Genomic DNA, 19,648 nt, shown 5'->3' on the forward strand with positions numbered 1-19,648 from the left:
AATGGAACTTATTACTTTAACTAAATATGGTGATCCTCAGAATGTAGCAGTTAGAAGAAGCAATCAGGCTAAGAATATAACTATCCAAATTACACATAAAGGAGCTGAGCTTGTATTACCCCTTAAGGTAAAAGCTGAAAGGGGTTATAATTTTTTGCTAAGTAAAGAACATTGGGTTAGGCAAAAATTACGCCGTAACGTAACTAAACCTATCAATGAAGAAAATAAGATTTCCATTTTAGGCAAAGATTATCAAATAACGCATATTGATTCGCCTGAAAATCAGGTAAAATTACAAAATGACGCATTGGAAGTATATTGCAGCAAGGTACTTAAAAAAATTAGCATTGAAGTATTTTTGAAAAAAAAATTACTATCAGAAATAAAAGCTATAGTAGAAACCATTTCCAAAAAGCATAATTTAATTTATTCTAATATTAGAATAATGAAAAATGTAACTACGAAATGGGGCAGCTGTTCTAGCTGCAGCAATCTTTTTTTTAACTGGCGAATAGTTTTTGCTCCTTACGAAGTTCTAAAATATTTAGTAGCTCATGAAATGGCACATTTAAAGGAAATGAACCATAGCAAAAATTTTTGGCAGCTAGTTGAAGATATTTATCCCGAATACCAACCGGCTAAATTATGGCTAAAAAGAAACGGCAGAAATTTACAAAACTTACGCTATGAGTAAAAAAGTGATAAATTATTGTAAAAATAATTAAACATGTCAAAGAGGATAAAGTTGCAAGCAATACCAATTAATAGGACAGATTATTGTCAATTTTTAATAGTTAGCCAAAAGAATTATAGTTTAACCTACTACGCTGAACATGCAAAGAAATGTAGTCATGATGTTATTAATAGATTTTTAAGGAATGAAAAATATACACCTTCTTTGTTATGGGAACACATCAAGAATGATGTTATTTTTTCATCTAATGGATATACAATATTTGATGATACGGTTTTAAATAAAAGGAATACGAAGCAAATAGAAATTGCAAGATCGCAGTACAGTGGAGCTACAGGTAGAGTTACTAAAGGTATAGGAGTAGTGAGTCTGGTATATTATAACCCTGATATTAATAAGTTTTGGGTAATAGATTATCGAATTTTTGCACCTGATCATGATGGAGCAACAAAACTAGAACACCTATTAAACATGTTAAATAATGCTGTGTATAGCAAGAAGATTCCTTTTCAAACAGTACTTTTTGACACATGGTATTCTACACACAAAATTATGCAACATGTTGACTCTCTGGGGAAATATTATTATGCCCCTATTAAAGCCAATAGAAACGTTAGTAAAACACACGATTCTAAACCTTATAAAGCTGTAAAAGAGTTGACATTTTCAGATGAAGAGATCAGGGCATGGAGTAGAGATTCATATAAAAGGCTTTGCTAAAAATAAGCATGTTAATTTGTTTAAATTTACTGTTTCTACCAACAGAGTTGAGTATGTTGTTACCAATAACAAAACTCACAAATCTTCTAAAGCTGCACAAGATGAGTGTGGCTTTCGATGGGTAATTGAGAGCATGCACAGAGAAATTAAGCAACTTACTGGGATAGAACGTTGTCAATGCAGGAAACAGCGTATTCAACGTAATCATATTAGTTGGGCATTTTTAGTTTGGGCATTTCTCAAAAGGACTGCAAATACAATCGGTAAAACGGTTTACCAAATAAAGTTAGGGCTTTTAGATGACTATATGCAACAACAGCTGCGTTCTCCATCTTTACGATATTTAGAACCAAACATAGCGTAAGTTTTGTTTATATAGTTATTTATTATAACTTGTCATCCCGTGGCGGCATAGTTGCATGGATCGAAAAGCACCTTCGGTGTCATCCCGTGGCTTGTCCACGGGATCCAGTAAAAAATACGTAGTATTTTTAATTATTTTTCTGGACCCCGTGGACAAGCCACGGGGTAACAACTATACACTTGTAAAACAAAAACACAGAGGAATAAATGAATAACGCAACAAAAAGAGTAGTAGTTCCAGCACTTGAAGCGATTCTATATGAGCCTATAAAAGTATTAGATCACGGTTTTATTAGAGTAATCGACTATATGGGTGATGATAGTGCTATAGTACAAGCTGCTCGTGTTTCTTACGGCAAAGGCACAAAACAGCTAAACCAAGATAAAGGGTTGATCAATTATTTACTACGTCACTATCATACTACGCCTTTTGAGATGTGTGATATTAAGTTTCACATTAAATTACCGATCTTTATTGCAAGACAGTGGATTAGGCATAGAACAGCAAGCGTTAACGAATATTCTGCTAGATACTCAATATTAGGTAATGAGTTTTATTTACCTGAACCACAAAATATTGCCCCGCAATCTAGTACTAATAAACAATGCCGAGAAAGCGATAGCCTACCAAAAGAAGTAGCCGAAAAGGTCCTTAACATATTAGAAGAAGATGCCCGCAATTGTTATAAGCACTATACGGAATTAATGAATACCGACGAAGAAGGTAATGTCATAGACGAAAATACTACCGGTATAGCTAGGGAGCTTGCTCGCATGAATTTGACCTTAAACTATTATACGGAATGGTATTGGAAAATTAATTTACATAATTTGCTTCACTTCTTAAGGCTACGTGCTGATCCGCACGCTCAATATGAAATTAGAGTTTATGCCGAGAAGATGCTTGATATAGTTAAAGCTTGGTTACCTTTTACTTATGAAGCTTTTGAAGAATACCGTATGCAGGGAGCAAATATTTCCCGCAAAGGTTTGGAAGTAATTAAGAAGATGATAAACGGTGAAAAAGTTACCCATGAAACTAGCGGAATGACTAAACGAGAATGGGAAGAACTAATGAAAATTCTCAAATAGTAAATATTTATTAACTAATTCTTGATAGATAGTTAATTTTTCTTTATAATGCCTCTTTTATTAAATAGGAGAGGTTTATAATGAGAAAGAAATTAATTTTAACTTTAAGCATTTGTTCTATTATTTCTTTTAATAGCTATGCTTTTAATGAGTCACCTACTACGGATAAGGTTCAAAGTATAAGCACACAAACAAATAAAATCTCTCCTATTAATATGCAAAATCTTCACAAGCTAGCAATATCATTAAAAGACGAGAATTTTTCGAATAAACTATTAGCATATTCTACAAAACTTACGCTATGAGTAAAAAAGTGATAAATTATTGTAAAAATAATTAAACATGTCAAAGAGGATAAAGTTGCAAGCAATACCAATTAATAGGACAGATTATTGTCAATTTTTAATAGTTAGCCAAAAGAATTATAGTTTAACCTACTACGCTGAACATGCAAAGAAATGTAGTCATGATGTTATTAATAGATTTTTAAGGAATGAAAAATATACACCTTCTTTGTTATGGGAACACATCAAGAATGATGTTATTTTTTCATCTAATGGATATACAATATTTGATGATACGGTTTTAAATCTCTTTTGGGTATATTCCCCGCCGCTTGCGGCGTAATATGGCGGAATGAGCAAATATATACATAAAAGTCATAATGTTACGGTACTGCTGTATCACATGGTATTTCCAGCAAAATATCGCCGAGCAGTGTTTGACGTATCAGTTGATCAAGTATTACGAGAAATATGTTTAGAGATAGAAAAGAGATATCAAATAAAATTTTTAGAAATAGGGGTTGATGAAGATCATGTCCATTTTTTGGTACAATCTGTACCAACCTATAGCGTAACAAAAATAGTAACAACAATTAAAAGTGTTACAGCTCGTCAAATATTTAGACAGTGTCCACAGGTAAAGAAACAATTATGGGGTGGAGAATTTTGGACTGATGGATATTTTACGAGTACGGTAGGTAAGCATGGAAATGAGAATATGATAGGAAAATACGTAAAAAACCAAGGCAAGGAATATCAGAAACTGCATGAGGATCATCAGCTAGCTTTCTTCTAAAATACCCCGCTGCTTGCGGCGGGGATTACTTTTATTAAAAGGAATACGAAGCAAATAGAAATTGCAAGATCGCAGTACAGTGGAGCTACAGGTAGAGTTACTAAAGGTATAGGAGTAGTGAGTCTGGTATATTATAACCCTGATATTAATAAGTTTTGGGTAATAGATTATCGAATTTTTGCACCTGATCATGATGGAGCAACAAAACTAGAACACCTATTAAACATGTTAAATAATGCTGTTTATAGCAAGAAGATTCCTTTTCAAACAGTACTTTTTGACACATGGTATTCTACTACACACAAAATTATGCAACATGTTGACTCTCTGGGGAAATATTATTATGCCCCTATTAAAGCCAATAGAAACGTTAGTAAAACACACGATTCTAAACCTTATAAAGCTGTAAAAGAGTTGACATTTTCAGATGAAGAGATCAGGCATGGAGTAGAGATTCATATAAAAGGCTTTGCTAAAAATAAGCATGTTAATTTGTTTAAATTTACTGTTTCTACCAACAGAGTTGAGTATGTTGTTACCAATAACAAAACTCACAAATCTTCTAAAGCTGCACAAGATGAGTGTGGCTTTCGATGGGTAATTGAGAGCATGCACAGAGAAATTAAGCAACTTACTGGGATAGAACGTTGTCAATGCAGGAAACAGCGTATTCAACGTAATCATATTAGTTGGGCATTTTTAGTTTGGGCATTTCTCAAAAGGACTGCAAATACAATCGGTAAAACGGTTTACCAAATAAAGTTAGGGCTTTTAGATGACTATATGCAACAACAGCTGCGTTCTCCATCTTTACGATATTTAGAACCAAACATAGCGTAAGTTTTGATATCTTAAATAGTAATGCAGTAAACTTACCATTGCCAGAGTTTGGAGGTCAGAATGCAGAACTTGCTTAATGACCTACGTAGTTTTAGATTATCAGGTATAGTCAATAGCTTAAATGAAAGGATTATTTATGCTCAAAATAATAAACTAGGATTTAAAGAATTTCTCTCACTATTATGTGAAGATGAAAAATCTCACCGTAAGGATAATAATTACCGTCGTTGTAAAAGTGCTGCTAAATTACCAGTCACTAAAAATTTAGAAGACTTTGATTTTCAGTTCCAACCAAGTATTGATACCAAAGTAATAAGTGATTTATCTACTTGTGATTATATTAATACTAAGGGCAATGTCATATTCATAGGTCATTCTGGAACTGGCAAAACTCATCTTGCTATTGGATTAGCATTAAAAGCTTTAACACGAGAATACTCTGTATATTTTACAATGGAAGATGTATTTGCAAATCTTCCATATGCTAAAGTTAAAACTGCGATGATTAATAAAGCAGGTTTACTTGAAACACAAATCAATAATTACATTAAAGATAATGTATCTAAAGACGAATGTTTTTCATTTGGCGAAAAATATAATCAGATAAAATCCATCAAACCTTTTAAATCTGATATTAGTTATATAAGCTTTACCGATTTCTTAGATCATGAGCAAGAACTGACAAAGCAACTAACAGGAAAGACATATCTTGCGATTATAACAATGGACAACCCAAAATTATTAGAGCTAACAAAATCAGAACATAATATAGCTCACGTTGGGTTTGTATTTACTAAAAACGATAAGCTTTATTTTAGACACGCAACTTCCTTAGAACCTAAAGAAATTGTCGAAGTAACTTTAGAAGAATATGCAACTAGTAAAAAAGAAAGTAAAATCTTTACAGGCTTTACTTTATTTAGTTTAGAGCAGAAAGATAACCCTCTTAATAAATAAAAATCAACTTAAGAAAAGCAAGAAGCATATAAATTTTTGACCTCAGCATACGTTTTAATACTTGAGGATCAAAAATAAGAAATATTATTGCCAATTTTTCAAATAAAACGACAATAAAATTTTTATAACCAATCGATATAACTTTAAAAGAGATTAACATTATGAAAATTTTAAGAATAATTATATTAGGTTACTTATTAACTATCGTAAGTACATCATATGGATCATTACCAAATACTCGTACCATTTATATAACATCCGATGATGGACCGCTACCAGGCACAAAGGGTTTGATTAATGTTATGTTGAAAACCAAAACACCTATTACGTTGTTTATGGTAGGGTTACATTATGATAATGCAAAACAAGATGTAAGAAATTTTATAAATAATGCTAGAAAATCTCCTCTTATTGACGTAGGAAATCATAGCTATACTCATGTACACAATCATTATAGGTATTTTTATCATCATTGCTCGGATGTAATTCAAGATTTAAAGAAAAATAATATTACTTTAGGTTTAAAGGGTGACCATATTATCACAAGGTTACCAGGAAGAGATGTATTCCGTACCCCTAACCTCAAAAAAGATGATCCATATATTACAAAAGCAGAAGATATGGTGGAGACAATAGATGACGATGCGATATATAAAAATGGTTTTTATATCTTCGGGTGGGATTTAGAATGGGCTCATAATACACATGGTAAACCAATCCAGTCAGTTACGCATTTAGTACAAGAAATTGAAGATAAATTTAATGCCGGAAACACGATTTTACCTAATAAGTTAATATTGCTTATGCATGATGAAATGTTTCAAGAGCAATTCAATGGTCCAGAACAATTACAACAGTTGAGTCTTTCTAATTAAGTGTGTAAATTTTTCATAGGGCTTAAATCTCTTTTGGGTATATTCCCCGCCGCTTGCGGCGTAATATGGCGGAATGAGCAAATATATACATAAAAGTCATAATGTTACGGTACTGCTGTATCACATGGTATTTCCAGCAAAATATCGCCGAGCAGTGTTTGACGTATCAGTTGATCAAGTATTACGAGAAATATGTTTAGAGATAGAAAAGAGATATCAAATAAAATTTTTAGAAATAGGGGTTGATGAAGATCATGTCCATTTTTTGGTACAATCTGTACCAACCTATAGCGTAACAAAAATAGTAACAACAATTAAAAGTGTTACAGCTCGTCAAATATTTAGACAGTGTCCACAGGTAAAGAAACAATTATGGGGTGGAGAATTTTGGACTGATGGATATTTTACGAGTACGGTAGGTAAGCATGGAAATGAGAATATGATAGGAAAATACGTAAAAAACCAAGGCAAGGAATATCAGAAACTGCATGAGGATCATCAGCTAGCTTTCTTCTAAAATACCCCGCTGCTTGCGGCGGGGATTACTTTTATTTCTACCTTCAAATTTTATCAAAAAGTGAGCCCATAGCTGCGTTCCAGTTTGGAATCGGCATAGCCCATTTCTTGGTCATATAATCAATTGCCAAATATAAGGTCTTAAAAACGGCATTATCATTTGGAAAAACCCGTTTATTCTTGGTAACCTTACGTAATTGGCTATTGACAGATTCTACACTATTCGTTGTGTATATTACTTTCCTTATCGCCTCAGGGTATCCTAGAAAAACCATTAAATTTTCCCAATGAACATACCAAGATTTAGCAATTTGTGGATACTGTTTACTCCATTTAGCTTCAAAAGATTCTAAAGCAAGATGCACTTCTTCCTCTGTGCTAGCAGTATAAATAGGCTTTAAATCAGCCGCTAATTCTTTTCGGTCTTTATATGATACATATTTTAAACTATTTCTAATCTGATGTATAGCATAAGTCATTAAGGTACTGACAGAGCGAGAGTATCATGTTATAGTAAGCAAATATTAACAAGCATGTAAAGAGATATGGCACGAGCATATGCAATAGAACTAAGACTAAGAGTTATAAAAGCTGTAGAAGCAGGGATACGAATAAGTAAGGTAAGTAAATTATTTAATGTAAGTCGTGATACTATATATAAATGGAAAAAATTAAAAGATAAGCAAGGTATTTTAGAAGCAGCAACTGGTTATCAGAAAGGACATAGTCATAAGATAAAAGATTCAGAATCTTTTAAAGAATTTTTTAAAGCTAATATGAATAAAACATCAAAGGAGTTAGCAAAGCAATGGGGTAATATTGCATCTGTAACTATTTTAAGACAAATCAGAAAACTTGGCTATAGCTATAAAAAAACTCATTTTCATCCGAAAAGAGATATTAAATTAAGAAATGAATTTATAGCAAAGATACAAACCATCACAAAAGACAAATTAGTATATCTTGATGAATCTGGAATAGAGGATAATGCTTGCAAAGAGTATGGATGGAGCATTATAGGACAAAGGTGTTATGGAGAAAAGGTGTATCAACATAAATTTAGAATAAGTATGATAGCTGGTCTTTGTAATGGTAATCTTATTGCTCCTGTAATATTTGAAGGTAATTGTAATACAGAGGTCTTTAAAACTTATATTAGGGATGTATTAATTACAGAATTACAACCTGGGCAAACCGTTATTATGGATAACATTAATTTTCATAAAAATTCTAAAGTTAAAGAGTTAATTGAATCCGTTGGTTGTACCATATTGTATTTACCAACTTACTCTCCTGATTTAAATCCTATAGAGCATTACTGGTTTAAGATAAAAAATGAAATTAGGAAAGTTGTAGGAGATTTTGAAACATTTTATGATGCTGTTTTTAATACTATTAAATTATCAGTATCTTAATGATTTATGCTATATTTCTGCGATAGAATATGAAGAGCATATGCAAGTAATTGGGGAGGTTGGGGATAATATTACTCACGCTAGTTTTGGATAAACTTCTTATCCTAACTTCACATTACTCCGCATTACATAACTCTAACTGATGACCAAGGATGAATTTTTTTACTTCCTCATGATTACCATATTCATCAAAACTTATTAATATTCCTTGGTCACTAAAATATAATTTATTAGTAAATAGACGTTTTTCACAACTCCATTTAGCTTCAAAAACATTTTTTCCAATGATCTTAACTCCGTTTACTCCAAATTTATGATGTATTATCCTTTTTTAAAGCGAAAACAAAAGGGGTAATTTCATTTTTAAATATACCATAAATTTTTTTAGAAATAGTACCATAGCAATCTAATGCTCGATATTTACCTAATAATATAGCTTTACCTTCCTCTACTTTATTATCAATTTCAATTTTACCTTCTGTAGGTATATTCCAAGAATTTTTATTAAAATTAGTAATTTTTGAACAATTAAATTATTGAAGTTCATATTGCTTTTTTATTTGATAATATTGATGAATTTTCTTTGCATCATGCCCATTAATTAATTGTTCTAAATTTTCTGTTTGTTTATTATCGTTAGAATAATTTGTAATAATCTCTTTTTGTTTTTCTTGACTTAATTTATCTGCATATTTTTGTAATTTTTCTTTATTAGTATTTAGTAAAGCAGTGACAACTCCCATCTCTAAAGTATCTTCGTTATGAGAATCATTTTGTAAAGCATTATCAATATTCTGGAAAATCTTTTCGACTTTTTCAGGTACTAACTCTTTATTATCTGCTATTAAACTAGTATTAATTGCATTAAGGACTTCCACCTTTTCAGCCGGATTAAGAGTATTATTCTCAGGTAATATATAATTTGGATCTATGTAACTATGAAGCTTTAACAGAGCCTTATCATATAAATTTATTGTATGTTGAGATATATCATGTAAGAGTTTAGAAGATATTTTATATTGCTTAGTAGATATAGCAAGCGAGAATGCTAATAATGTATTATTCGAAGAATCAAGAATTTCTTGCAATTTCTTGGTTAATTCAGATTGTTTTTTGTTAGTAATTGCCTGTTTATTTGGAATTTGATTATAAAAAGCCATATATTCACAGCCATTGTAAAGAGTTTTATAGAAAGAAGATAAGCCATCTACTTTAATTGAGATAAATTTTTCACTTTTATAAGAAATTTCATATGGATTAGCTAACATTTCCAGTATGGATTTTACATCTGATACTGAAATTTGTTCTAATAAATTCTGGGCTTTGTTAAATTTACCTTGGATTCTATAATTAGACCATAAACTAAAAATTATTGATTCATGGTTTGATAAAAGCTTGGAAGCATATTTATAACATTTTGTTGATATTTTATAGTCTCCGGTTTCTTTATAAATACGACCTACTCTATAATACCATTGAGCTAAAGTTTGATCTTTAGTATTAGTATCTAATGACCAAATAGATGCTTCAAGTAAATCCTTAGCAGCTGCAAAATTTCTATTTTCTGTTAGTAAATCAACAAATTGGTCTGATAAATCCAAGTTAGATTGTATATATGGTACTAATACGTGTATAATTAAAAGTTGAGATTTCGGTTCAATAAGTTTTATTACAGGCAATAAATATTTGGCACATTCTATATAGTTTCCATTAGGGTTTTTAAAATATAAACTTATTGCTGTGATTATATATTTAAATATTTCTTCTGTTACTTTTTCGTCGCTTCTAATAAAAGTAATCCCCGCCGCAAGCAACGGGGTATTTTAGAAGAAAGCTAGCTGATGATCCTCATGCAGTTTCTGATATTCCTTGCCTTGGTTTTTTACGTATTTTCCTATCATATTCTCATTTCCATGCTTACCTACCGTACTCGTAAAATATCCATCAGTCCAAAATTCTCCACCCCATAATTGTTTCTTTACCTGTGGACACTGTCTAAATATTTGACGAGCTGTAACACTTTTAATTGTTGTTACTATTTTTGTTACGCTATAGGTTGGTACAGATTGTACCAAAAAATGGACATGATCTTCATCAACCCCTATTTCTAAAAATTTTATTTGATATCTCTTTTCTATCTCTAAACATATTTCTCGTAATACTTGATCAACTGATACGTCAAACACTGCTCGGCGATATTTTGCTGGAAATACCATGTGATACAGCAGTACCGTAACATTATGACTTTTATGTATATATTTGCTCATTCCGCCATATTACGCCGCAAGCGGCGGGGAATATACCCAAAAGAGATTTAAAATACTACATTGAAAAGCAAAGCTCATTAGCTGAATCTTAGTTATTAGCGTTTCAGTTTTTTGCTAACCACTTTATGTGGTGTCCCTATTACATATTCACGGTTTAATGTATATTCAACAAAATTAGATTTTTCTATTATTTTATAATTAGCTAATAATTTATGATCTTTATAACTTTCATATGGATAATTATAAATTAATTGCTGTATTAGTGAGTGCTTCAATTCTATAGCGTTTTTACTATTTAACTGCTTGAATATATAAGCCATTATTTCTATGGCTGCACTTACAGTTGGTATAGATGAAAATTTATTATTTATTTCATCTATATTAAACTTAAGAAAACTTTTCCTGAAATTCTTTATATTATTTTGTGAAAGTATATTTTTAGTATTATAAATTTCTTTAATATCAAGCAAAAATTCATTACCCATAAATTTAGGTTATCAACCCTTTCACTTGTGAATTCCATAATTTTTGGTAAAGCTTACTATTTTTCAGCAGCTCTGCGTGGCTACCATCTTCAGTAATACTACCCTTATCAAAAACTAAAATTCTATCCATATTAAGCAAAGTCAATAACCTATGAGCAATAACTATCACAGTTTTATTTTGCATTAAATATTCCATTGATTCTTGGATTAAGCTTTCTGTTTCACTATCTAGGCTACTTGTTGCTTCATCAAAAATTAGGATAGGTGCATTTTTTAAGATAGCCCTTGCTATAATAACTCTCTGACGCTGACCGCCTGAAAGGTTATTGCCACGCTCGCCGCACATAGTATCGTACCCTTCTGGTAACTTACTAATCACCTCATGTATATGAGCGGCTTTTGCTGCTTCAACTACCTCTTCAAACGATGCCTCTTTACGACCATATCTAATATTTTCTAAAATAGTACGATGGAAAAGTATTGGCTCTTGCGGGATAAGGCTAATAGCTTTTCTTAAAGAATCCTGCGTTACATTTTTGATATTTTGACCATCAATCAAGATCATCCCATCTTCGATATCGTGTAATCTGGTAATTAAGCTAATGAAAGTTGTTTTACCTGAGCCGGAAAATCCAACTAACCCTACTTTCTGCTTACTTGGAATTAATACTGATTTATTACGGAATAAGTTATTATTATGATGGTAATTAAATGTAACATTTCTAAATTCAATAATGCCATCTTTTATATCTAAAGGAGAAGCGTTTTCTATATCGGTTATAATATGTGGTCCCATTAGCGATAGACCTTGATTAAATGCTCCCACCTGTTCAAACATATCACCGATTTCTTGGGTTAAATCCCAAATATTATCTGACACATTTATGCATAATGTTAACACCAGCACACAATCACCTATGGTTATAGCGAGTTCACTACGAAGTGTTGAGAGGTAGTAAATCATGACAAAAATCATTATCGAGCAAGAAGTACCAAGAGCGTAGCGCAGTTTGAACATAAAAAACTGCATAGTTTGTTCATCAGCTACGGCATTTTCTACTCTTGTTTCTAAATGTTGACGCTCAAATTTATGAGAGGTGAACATTCTAACCGCATTAATATTACTAATTGCATCAACAATGCTACCAGCAACAAACGATTGGCTTCTTGCATAATTTAACGAATATTTATTAATGTTACCTGAAAATAAAACGCTAAGCCCTAAGAAAACTGTAATCCATATAATAAATATCGTGGCAAAAACATAATGTACTGAATATAAAGCAACTAATGCAAAAGCAATAATTGCTAGCTTACGGAGAATTTTCTCGCCAAATATCGAAATTATCATTTCAAATGATCTAGCAGTCTCAGTAATTCTATTGCTAATATGCCCTGCTAGATTATCTTGAAAGAATTTATGACTATGATACTGAGTATAATTATAAAGTTCATTTAATATCTTTCCTTTAATAACCGGCATGGTTTTTAGATATAAATAATCGTATAAGCGGTAAGCGATATTAATTCCCTCCCACCAAAGAGCATAAAATACTGCCCAATAAATCATTGAAGATAAAAGATTATGTGCATTATCGTCACTGAATGACTCAATTAAATCGATAATTTTTTGTAGTAATATGCTATCAACCGCTGGAATCATACCAAATATAATACAACTAGCAGTTAATAAAAGAATTTTAACTTTATCAAATTTTAAAAAATAAATACCTAAACTAAGCGTCGATTTGGATAAAGTAGGATATTTTATCACTATAATGTTACCTCATATTTTAAAAAAGCAGTGTATTTAACTTAACAAAACTTACGCTATGTTTGGTTCTAAATATCGTAAAGATGGAGAACGCAGCTGTTGTTGCATATAGTCATCTAAAAGCCCTAACTTTATTTGGTAAACCGTTTTACCGATTGTATTTGCAGTCCTTTTGAGAAATGCCCAAACTAAAAATGCCCAACTAATATGATTACGTTGAATACGCTGTTTCCTGCATTGACAACGTTCTATCCCAGTAAGTTGCTTAATTTCTCTGTGCATGCTCTCAATTACCCATCGAAAGCCACACTCATCTTGTGCAGCTTTAGAAGATTTGTGAGTTTTGTTATTGGTAACAACATACTCAACTCTGTTGGTAGAAACAGTAAATTTAAACAAATTAACATGCTTATTTTTAGCAAAGCCTTTTATATGAATCTCTACTCCATGCCTGATCTCTTCATCTGAAAATGTCAACTCTTTTACAGCTTTATAAGGTTTAGAATCGTGTGTTTTACTAACGTTTCTATTGGCTTTAATAGGGGCATAATAATATTTCCCCAGAGAGTCAACATGTTGCATAATTTTGTGTGTAGAATACCATGTGTCAAAAAGTACTGTTTGAAAAGGAATCTTCTTGCTATAAACAGCATTATTTAACATGTTTAATAGGTGTTCTAGTTTTGTTGCTCCATCATGATCAGGTGCAAAAATTCGATAATCTATTACCCAAAACTTATTAATATCAGGGTTATAATATACCAGACTCACTACTCCTATACCTTTAGTAACTCTACCTGTAGCTCCACTGTACTGCGATCTTGCAATTTCTATTTGCTTCGTATTCCTTTTATTTAAAACCGTATCATCAAATATTGTATATCCATTAGATGAAAAAATAACATCATTCTTGATGTGTTCCCATAACAAAGAAGGTGTATATTTTTCATTCCTTAAAAATCTATTAATAACATCATGACTACATTTCTTTGCATGTTCAGCGTAGTAGGTTAAACTATAATTCTTTTGGCTAACTATTAAAAATTGACAATAATCTGTCCTATTAATTGGTATTGCTTGCAACTTTATCCTCTTTGACATGTTTAATTATTTTTACAATAATTTATCACTTTTTTACTCATAGCGTAAGTTTTGTTAATTTTTTTGTAAAAATATATCTAAAACTATTAAATGATATTGAAAAGTCTTGCTTCTTGCTTTAAATAGTGTTACAATAATCAGAAAATAAACTCAAAATCATTAGAAATGCAAGAGAAAGAATTATCTAATAATTTTTTAGAAGAACAAGAAGACCTGAAAGATGATAATTCTCCATTCTTCGATGTAAAATATATTTGCCAAGCAAGCCTGTTAATTACTGATTCTATCCGTAAAGGATATGATGTTACGCAATTGCCAAACGGTGATGTTAATGTTACAGAAGTAAGAATAGTAAATGTTTATTATAATTGGAACTCCGAAAAAGGAAAATTTGTTAAAACTAATCAGATAGAATTTGATAATAGCAAAGGCGGATAATTAAATCAAATACAGAAATTTATTAGTTATGGTTTCGTAATATATGTTTGATCAAGTATTATTATCAAGAATTCAGTTTGCTTTTACCATAAGCTTTCATATCATATTTCCGGCATTTACTATAGGTCTTGCAAGCTTTCTGACAATCATTGAGGGGTTATGGTTAAAAACAGGAAAAACTGTTTACCAAGAAATATATAAATTCTGGGTAAAGATTTTTGCAGTTACTTTTGGTATGGGCGTAGTTTCTGGCGTTGTAATGTCCTATCAATTTGGTACTAATTGGTCAAATTTTTCTGATAAGGTCGGCAACGTGCTTGGTCCATTACTCGGCTTTGAGGTTTTCACCGCTTTCTTTTTAGAGTCTTCCTTTCTTGGTATCATGTTGTTTGGCTTTAATAAAGTCAGCAAAAAAGTACATTTTATTTCTACTTTAATAGTTGCTATTGGTACTGTTATTTCAGCTTTTTGGATACTTTCAGCTATTAGCTGGATGCACACACCTACTGGCTTTGAAGTTAGGGATGATGGGCTTTTTTATCCTTTAAATTGGCTTGAAATTATCTTCAACCCCTCTTTCCCATATCGTTTTCTTCATATGCTTACGGCAGCTTACTTAACTACTTCATTTGTTGTTGGCGGCGTAGGGAGCTTTTATTTGCTAAATAATCGCTATAAAGAACATGCTAAAATTATGCTTTTTATGGCAGTATTAATGGCACTATTTGTTGCTCCTGTTCAAGTATTTATTGGTGATCAGCATGGCTTAAATACTCTTAAATATCAGCCTGTTAAAGTTTTGGCTATGGAAGGAATTTGGGACACAGAAAAAGGGGTAGCTTTAAATATTATTGGCTTTCCAGACAAAGAAGAGGAAAGAACAAAATATGCCATACAAATACCATATGCTAGTAGCTTAATCTTAACTCATAGTTTAGATGGTGAAATAAAAGGACTAAAAGAATGGTCAAAAGATGAACGCCCACCTGTTGCTACAGTATTTTATAGTTTCCGTATTATGGTCGGGATTGGTTTTTTAATGGTATTTACTGGCATCGCCGGATTATATCTTTATTTAAAGAAAAGATTATATAATGCTAAATGGTTTCAATATTGGTATATGTTAATGTCACCTTCAGGCTTTATTGCAGTACTTGCCGGTTGGTTTGTTACTGAAGTAGGCAGACAACCTTATATTGTCTATAATATTTTAAGAACTGCTGACATGGCATCACCAGTGCTAGGTAAATATGTGTTTATTTCTTTGATGGCGTTTATAGTAGTATATACGATTGTTTTCGGGGCAGGAATGTATTATATATTACGCCTAATCAAGCAAGGAATAAAAGTCATAGATAATTCAGAAACATACGGAAAACTTGGTTTAAATAATCCTTTCTAAATTTCTGCTTTCAGCTTTTTTCATTTCTGCCTTTTTTAAGGTATTAGCTTCGATCATAAGCCATTTTAAGCGGTCTTCATAAGCGTTTCGCTCTTCCTCGTTAAAATTCATAACTTCAAGTACAGTTAAGGCTTTCTTTAAAACTTTATTATCTAGTTTTTTTGGCAACTTATCTTTATTTAATAAATCATGGCGAGTTAAAAAAGCTAGTCATATATCAAGAGAATCTTTAACCTTTTTTACTATATCTGTTAGCTCTTCTTTAGCATTAGTAAATTTATTTAGTTCTATTGTATGTAACTCTATATCTTCAAAATATACTAAGCCGGTTACTCTATCTCTTAACTCAAAGGCACTATGATAGTTTGCAGTATTCGGAATACTAGTAAAATTTAGTATATGAATACCTATTGTTTTATTTAATTTTGAATAGTCATCACTGGTTTTTAATTGTTCTGCATATAATTTAGACCAATAATATAAGGCTCTTTTATCATAGTCAGCTTCATCGGTCACTTGTATTTCGATATTGAACATTTTACCGGCTTCACTTTTAGCCTTTACATCGAGAATAGATAATTTATCTGCTGCAAAATTTTTCGGATTATATGGATTAAGTAGCGTTACTTCTTTTACTTGATCTTTTTCACTAACTATTGAATTAATAAGTGATATCAATAAATCCTTATTCTCTTCTACCCCAAAGATTTTTTTAAATGCTAAATCTACTCTTGGATTAACTTTGTACATATCTCTTTTATTATTCTATTTAATATTCAAAACTTACGCTATGTTTGATATAATTCCTATAAATTAAAGGATATTATAAAGTGATGCACTGTAAAAACATAGCTTTGTAGTAAGGGTTTTTAGCATATTTGCTATATAACATAGCGTAAGTTTTGTATTTTTATTATATAGCTTAATGCGATAAGGTAATGACTTATAGTATGAGTTGGATTATACTAAATGAAAAACTTATGGCAAAGGCATATTCATACGATTTAAGAATACGAGTAATAAAAAGTTTAACAGATGGTAAAACAATAAAAGAGACTTCAGAGATATACTCTATTAGTAGGAAGACTATAATAGAGTGGAAAAAATTAAAGAAACAAACTGGGGATGTCAAAGCAAAAAGTGGTTATCATACAGGACATCGTAGAATAATAAGAGACATAGAGGGATTTAAAAAATTTATAGAATTAAATTTTGTTAGCAACGGAAGTAAAATGATACAGAGCAACGGATAAAAATTGATACAGTATTAAAGTAATATCTTCTGAATAAGGAGGTAATGAATAATGATAATACTGGAGCAAATAATGGAAATAAAAATATTGAATAAACATGGTAAAAGCTTAAGAAGTATAGCAAGAGAAGTAGGTGCATCAGTAAATACAGTACGTAAATATTTAAAATATGATGGTTCCCCTAAATATAAGGATAGGCCAAAGTTGGTAACAAAGCTTGCCCCATATAAAGACTACTTGAGTGACAGAATAAAATCAGCCCATCCTGTATCACTATCTGGTACTGTTTCAAGAGATAAAGGAGTTGGGTTACACAGGCGGGATGACCCAACTCAGGGATTATTTAAGGAGTATAAAGCCTGCAGCTAAACAGGAGGATATGATAAGATTTGAGACTGCTTCTGGCAAACAGATGCAAGTTGACTGGATAGAATTTCGTAAGGGGAAAAGTCCTCTATCAGCTTTTGTGGCTACATTAGGATTTAGTCGAGCAAGCTATGTAGAATTTGTTACTAATGAGAAGCTTGTAACATTAATAGAATGCCATAAGCGGGCATTTGAATATTTTGGCGGAGTGCCAGAAGAAGTACTGTATGACAACATGAAGACAGTAATACTGGATAGGGATACATATGGTCCTGGCATACACCGCTTTAATAAAGGTATGCTGGATTTTGCCAAACATTACAGTTTCCGATTAAAAGTGTGTAGGCCTTATAGAGCAAAAACTAAGGGCACGGTTGAGCGATTTAACAGATATATAAGAGAAAGCTTTTATAATCCATTAGCAACAAAATTAAAAACTGCAGAGTTAGTGTTGGATGTGGATACTGCAAATTCAGAGGTGCTAAAATGGTTGCGTGATACTGCGAATCGGCGTGTGCATGGAACAACAGGCGAAATATAGCATAAATCATTAAGATACTGACAATTTAATCTCTTTTGGGTATATTCCCCGCCGCTTGCGGCGTAATATGGCGGAATGAGCAAATATATACATAAAAGTCATAATGTTACGGTACTGCTGTATCACATGGTATTTCCAGCAAAATATCGCCGAGCAGTGTTTGACGTATCAGTTGATCAAGTATTACGAGAAATATGTTTAGAGATAGAAAAGAGATATCAAATAAAATTTTTAGAAATAGGGGTTGATGAAGATCATGTCCATTTTTTGGTACAATCTGTACCAACCTATAGCGTAACAAAAATAGTAACAACAATTAAAAGTGTTACAGCTCGTCAAATATTTAGACAGTGTCCACAGGTAAAGAAACAATTATGGGGTGGAGAATTTTGGACTGATGGATATTTTACGAGTACGGTAGGTAAGCATGGAAATGAGAATATGATAGGAAAATACGTAAAAAACCAAGGCAAGGAATATCAGAAACTGCATGAGGATCATCAGCTAGCTTTCTTCTAAAATACCCCGCTGCTTGCGGCGGGGATTACTTTTATTAGTATTAAAAACAGCATCATAAAATGTTTCAAAATCTCCTACAACTTTCCTAATTTCATTTTTTATCTTAAACCAGTAATGCTCTATAGGATTTAAATCAGGAGAGTAAGTTGGTAAATACAATATGGTACAACCAACGGATTCAATGAACTCTTTAACTTTAGAATTTTTATGAAAATTAATGTTATCCATAATAACGGTTTGCCCAGGTTGTAATTCTGTAATTAATACATCCCTAATATAAGTTTTAAAGACCTCTGTATTACAATTACCTTCAAATATTACAGGAGCAATAAGATTACCATTACAAAGACCAGCTATCATACTTATTCTAAATTTATGTTGATACACCTTTTCTCCATAACACCTTTGTCCTATAATGCTCCATCCATACTCTTTGCAAGCATTATCCTCTATTCCAGATTCATCAAGATATACTAATTTGTCTTTTGTGATGGTTTGTATCTTTGCTATAAATTCATTTCTTAATTTAATATCTCTTTTCGGATGAAAATGAGTTTTGTTTATAGCTATAGCCAAGTTTTCTGATTTGTCTTAAAATAGTTACAGATGCAATATTACCCCATTGCTTTGCTAACTCTTTTGATGTTTTATTCATATTAGCTTTAAAAAATTCTTTAAAAGATTCAGAATCTTTTATCTTATGACTATGTCCTTTCTGATAACCAGTTGCTGCTTCTAAAGTACCTTGCTTATCTTTTAATTTTTTCCATTTATATATAGTATCACGACTTACATTAAATAATTTACTTACCTTACTTATTCGTATCCCTGCTTCTACAGCTTTTATAACTCTTAGTCTTAGTTCTATTGCATATGCTCGTGCCATATCTCTTTACATGCTTGTTAATATTTGCTTACTATAACATGATACTCTCGCTCTGTCAGTACCT

At 31.6% G+C, this 19,648-nt stretch carries 25 protein-coding genes and 1 pseudogene; 18 read left to right on the forward strand and 8 right to left on the reverse strand.

Annotated elements, in window-relative coordinates:
- The first annotated feature begins 1 nt into the window (after position 1).
- The 11 genes from AAGD55_RS00905 (at position 2) to tnpA (AAGD55_RS00960) (ending at position 7,138) form a co-directional block, all read left to right on the forward strand.
- A complete protein-coding gene (locus AAGD55_RS00905; RefSeq protein WP_341792484.1) occupies positions 2 to 694 on the forward strand; it encodes a M48 family metallopeptidase in 693 nt (230 codons plus the stop codon).
- 33 nt (positions 695 to 727) lie between these two features.
- On the forward strand, positions 728 to 1,414 hold the full coding sequence (locus AAGD55_RS00910) for a transposase (RefSeq protein ID WP_341791789.1): 687 nt from the start codon (positions 728 to 730) through the stop codon (positions 1,412 to 1,414).
- The gene (locus tag AAGD55_RS00915; protein WP_341791790.1) at positions 1,365 to 1,778 is read left to right on the forward strand and encodes a transposase; all 414 of its coding nucleotides are present in this window, start codon (positions 1,365 to 1,367) and stop codon (positions 1,776 to 1,778) included. The genes AAGD55_RS00910 and AAGD55_RS00915 overlap by 50 nt, the downstream gene beginning before the upstream one ends.
- A gap of 206 nt (positions 1,779 to 1,984) precedes the next feature.
- Complete coding sequence (gene thyX / locus AAGD55_RS00925; protein ID WP_341791792.1) at positions 1,985 to 2,869, forward strand: FAD-dependent thymidylate synthase; 885 nt, start codon at positions 1,985 to 1,987, stop codon at positions 2,867 to 2,869.
- A gap of 80 nt (positions 2,870 to 2,949) precedes the next feature.
- The gene (locus tag AAGD55_RS00930) at positions 2,950 to 3,174 is read left to right on the forward strand and encodes a hypothetical protein (protein WP_341791793.1); all 225 of its coding nucleotides are present in this window, start codon (positions 2,950 to 2,952) and stop codon (positions 3,172 to 3,174) included.
- A 37-nt stretch (positions 3,175 to 3,211) separates the two neighbouring features.
- Entirely contained in the window at positions 3,212 to 3,496 is a 285-nt protein-coding gene (locus AAGD55_RS00935; protein WP_341791162.1) for a hypothetical protein, read from the forward strand.
- Positions 3,497 to 3,505: 9 nt separating this feature from the next.
- Complete coding sequence (tnpA, locus tag AAGD55_RS00940) at positions 3,506 to 3,949, forward strand: IS200/IS605 family transposase (protein WP_341790826.1); 444 nt, start codon at positions 3,506 to 3,508, stop codon at positions 3,947 to 3,949.
- A gap of 117 nt (positions 3,950 to 4,066) precedes the next feature.
- Entirely contained in the window at positions 4,067 to 4,789 is a 723-nt protein-coding gene (locus AAGD55_RS00945) for a transposase (RefSeq protein ID WP_341791794.1), read from the forward strand.
- A gap of 60 nt (positions 4,790 to 4,849) precedes the next feature.
- Positions 4,850 to 5,746 (forward strand): N-acetylmuramoyl-L-alanine amidase-like domain-containing protein, encoded by an 897-nt coding sequence (locus AAGD55_RS00950; protein WP_341791795.1) that lies wholly within the window; start codon positions 4,850 to 4,852, stop codon positions 5,744 to 5,746.
- A gap of 161 nt (positions 5,747 to 5,907) precedes the next feature.
- A complete protein-coding gene (locus AAGD55_RS00955) occupies positions 5,908 to 6,621 on the forward strand; it encodes a polysaccharide deacetylase family protein (protein WP_341791796.1) in 714 nt (237 codons plus the stop codon).
- A 73-nt stretch (positions 6,622 to 6,694) separates the two neighbouring features.
- A complete protein-coding gene (gene tnpA, locus AAGD55_RS00960; RefSeq protein ID WP_341790826.1) occupies positions 6,695 to 7,138 on the forward strand; it encodes an IS200/IS605 family transposase in 444 nt (147 codons plus the stop codon).
- Between the two features lie 43 nt (positions 7,139 to 7,181).
- On the opposite strand, the gene AAGD55_RS00965 is transcribed toward tnpA (AAGD55_RS00960), so the two are convergent.
- Positions 7,182 to 7,616 carry a transposase gene (locus AAGD55_RS00965; RefSeq protein ID WP_341791797.1) on the reverse strand — a complete coding sequence of 145 codons (435 nt, stop codon included), beginning with the start codon at positions 7,614 to 7,616 and terminating at the stop codon, positions 7,182 to 7,184.
- A 66-nt stretch (positions 7,617 to 7,682) separates the two neighbouring features.
- On the opposite strand from AAGD55_RS00965, the gene AAGD55_RS00970 reads away from it, so the two are divergent.
- Complete coding sequence (locus tag AAGD55_RS00970; RefSeq protein ID WP_341791798.1) at positions 7,683 to 8,552, forward strand: IS630 family transposase; 870 nt, start codon at positions 7,683 to 7,685, stop codon at positions 8,550 to 8,552.
- Positions 8,553 to 9,085: 533 nt separating this feature from the next.
- On the opposite strand, the gene AAGD55_RS00975 is transcribed toward AAGD55_RS00970, so the two are convergent.
- From AAGD55_RS00975 to AAGD55_RS00995, 5 genes are all read right to left on the reverse strand, one after another.
- Positions 9,086 to 10,366 carry a hypothetical protein gene (locus AAGD55_RS00975; RefSeq protein WP_341791799.1) on the reverse strand — a complete coding sequence of 427 codons (1,281 nt, stop codon included), beginning with the start codon at positions 10,364 to 10,366 and terminating at the stop codon, positions 9,086 to 9,088.
- Between the two features lie 9 nt (positions 10,367 to 10,375).
- Positions 10,376 to 10,819 (reverse strand): IS200/IS605 family transposase, encoded by a 444-nt coding sequence (tnpA, locus tag AAGD55_RS00980; protein ID WP_341790826.1) that lies wholly within the window; start codon positions 10,817 to 10,819, stop codon positions 10,376 to 10,378.
- Positions 10,820 to 10,914: 95 nt separating this feature from the next.
- Positions 10,915 to 11,289, reverse strand: a complete 375-nt coding sequence (locus tag AAGD55_RS00985; protein ID WP_341791800.1) for a hypothetical protein — start codon at positions 11,287 to 11,289, stop codon at positions 10,915 to 10,917.
- A gap of 19 nt (positions 11,290 to 11,308) precedes the next feature.
- On the reverse strand, positions 11,309 to 13,078 hold the full coding sequence (locus AAGD55_RS00990) for an ABC transporter ATP-binding protein (protein ID WP_341791801.1): 1,770 nt from the start codon (positions 13,076 to 13,078) through the stop codon (positions 11,309 to 11,311).
- A gap of 51 nt (positions 13,079 to 13,129) precedes the next feature.
- Complete coding sequence (locus tag AAGD55_RS00995; protein ID WP_341790834.1) at positions 13,130 to 14,179, reverse strand: transposase; 1,050 nt, start codon at positions 14,177 to 14,179, stop codon at positions 13,130 to 13,132.
- A gap of 165 nt (positions 14,180 to 14,344) precedes the next feature.
- Between AAGD55_RS00995 and AAGD55_RS01000 the strand changes: the two genes are divergently transcribed.
- Positions 14,345 to 14,617, forward strand: a complete 273-nt coding sequence (locus AAGD55_RS01000) for a DUF2671 domain-containing protein (RefSeq protein WP_341791802.1) — start codon at positions 14,345 to 14,347, stop codon at positions 14,615 to 14,617.
- Positions 14,618 to 14,660: 43 nt separating this feature from the next.
- On the forward strand, positions 14,661 to 16,019 hold the full coding sequence (locus AAGD55_RS01005; protein ID WP_341791803.1) for a cytochrome ubiquinol oxidase subunit I: 1,359 nt from the start codon (positions 14,661 to 14,663) through the stop codon (positions 16,017 to 16,019).
- On the opposite strand, the pseudogene AAGD55_RS01010 reads toward AAGD55_RS01005, so the two are convergent.
- Positions 16,002 to 16,769 (reverse strand): annotated as a pseudogene (locus tag AAGD55_RS01010) (Rpn family recombination-promoting nuclease/putative transposase). The gene AAGD55_RS01005 and the pseudogene AAGD55_RS01010 sit on opposite strands and share 18 nt — an antisense overlap.
- Positions 16,770 to 16,969: 200 nt before the next feature.
- Here AAGD55_RS01010 and AAGD55_RS01015 point away from each other — a divergent pair.
- The 4 genes from AAGD55_RS01015 to tnpA (AAGD55_RS01025) all read left to right on the forward strand — a co-directional run bounded on the left by AAGD55_RS01015 (position 16,970) and on the right by tnpA (AAGD55_RS01025) (position 18,698).
- The gene (locus AAGD55_RS01015) at positions 16,970 to 17,272 is read left to right on the forward strand and encodes an IS630 transposase-related protein (protein WP_341791804.1); all 303 of its coding nucleotides are present in this window, start codon (positions 16,970 to 16,972) and stop codon (positions 17,270 to 17,272) included.
- A gap of 51 nt (positions 17,273 to 17,323) precedes the next feature.
- The gene (locus tag AAGD55_RS12290) at positions 17,324 to 17,641 is read left to right on the forward strand and encodes a hypothetical protein (protein ID WP_341791321.1); all 318 of its coding nucleotides are present in this window, start codon (positions 17,324 to 17,326) and stop codon (positions 17,639 to 17,641) included.
- Complete coding sequence (gene istA / locus AAGD55_RS01020) at positions 17,595 to 18,179, forward strand: IS21 family transposase (RefSeq protein ID WP_410526105.1); 585 nt, start codon at positions 17,595 to 17,597, stop codon at positions 18,177 to 18,179. The genes AAGD55_RS12290 and istA overlap by 47 nt, the downstream gene beginning before the upstream one ends.
- 75 nt (positions 18,180 to 18,254) lie before the next feature.
- Positions 18,255 to 18,698, forward strand: a complete 444-nt coding sequence (gene tnpA, locus AAGD55_RS01025) for an IS200/IS605 family transposase (protein ID WP_341790826.1) — start codon at positions 18,255 to 18,257, stop codon at positions 18,696 to 18,698.
- On the opposite strand, the gene AAGD55_RS01030 is transcribed toward tnpA (AAGD55_RS01025), so the two are convergent.
- A protein-coding gene (locus AAGD55_RS01030) for an IS630 family transposase (protein ID WP_341791805.1) occupies positions 18,684 to 19,584 on the reverse strand; the annotation gives its coding sequence in 2 pieces (ribosomal slippage) (positions 18,684 to 19,256 and positions 19,258 to 19,584; 900 coding nt in all). The two genes, tnpA (AAGD55_RS01025) and AAGD55_RS01030, sit on opposite strands and share 15 nt — an antisense overlap.
- Between the last annotated feature and the right edge of the window lie 64 nt (positions 19,585 to 19,648).

This window comes from Rickettsia endosymbiont of Gonocerus acuteangulatus (assembly GCF_964026435.1).
Taxonomy (GTDB): domain Bacteria; phylum Pseudomonadota; class Alphaproteobacteria; order Rickettsiales; family Rickettsiaceae; genus Rickettsia.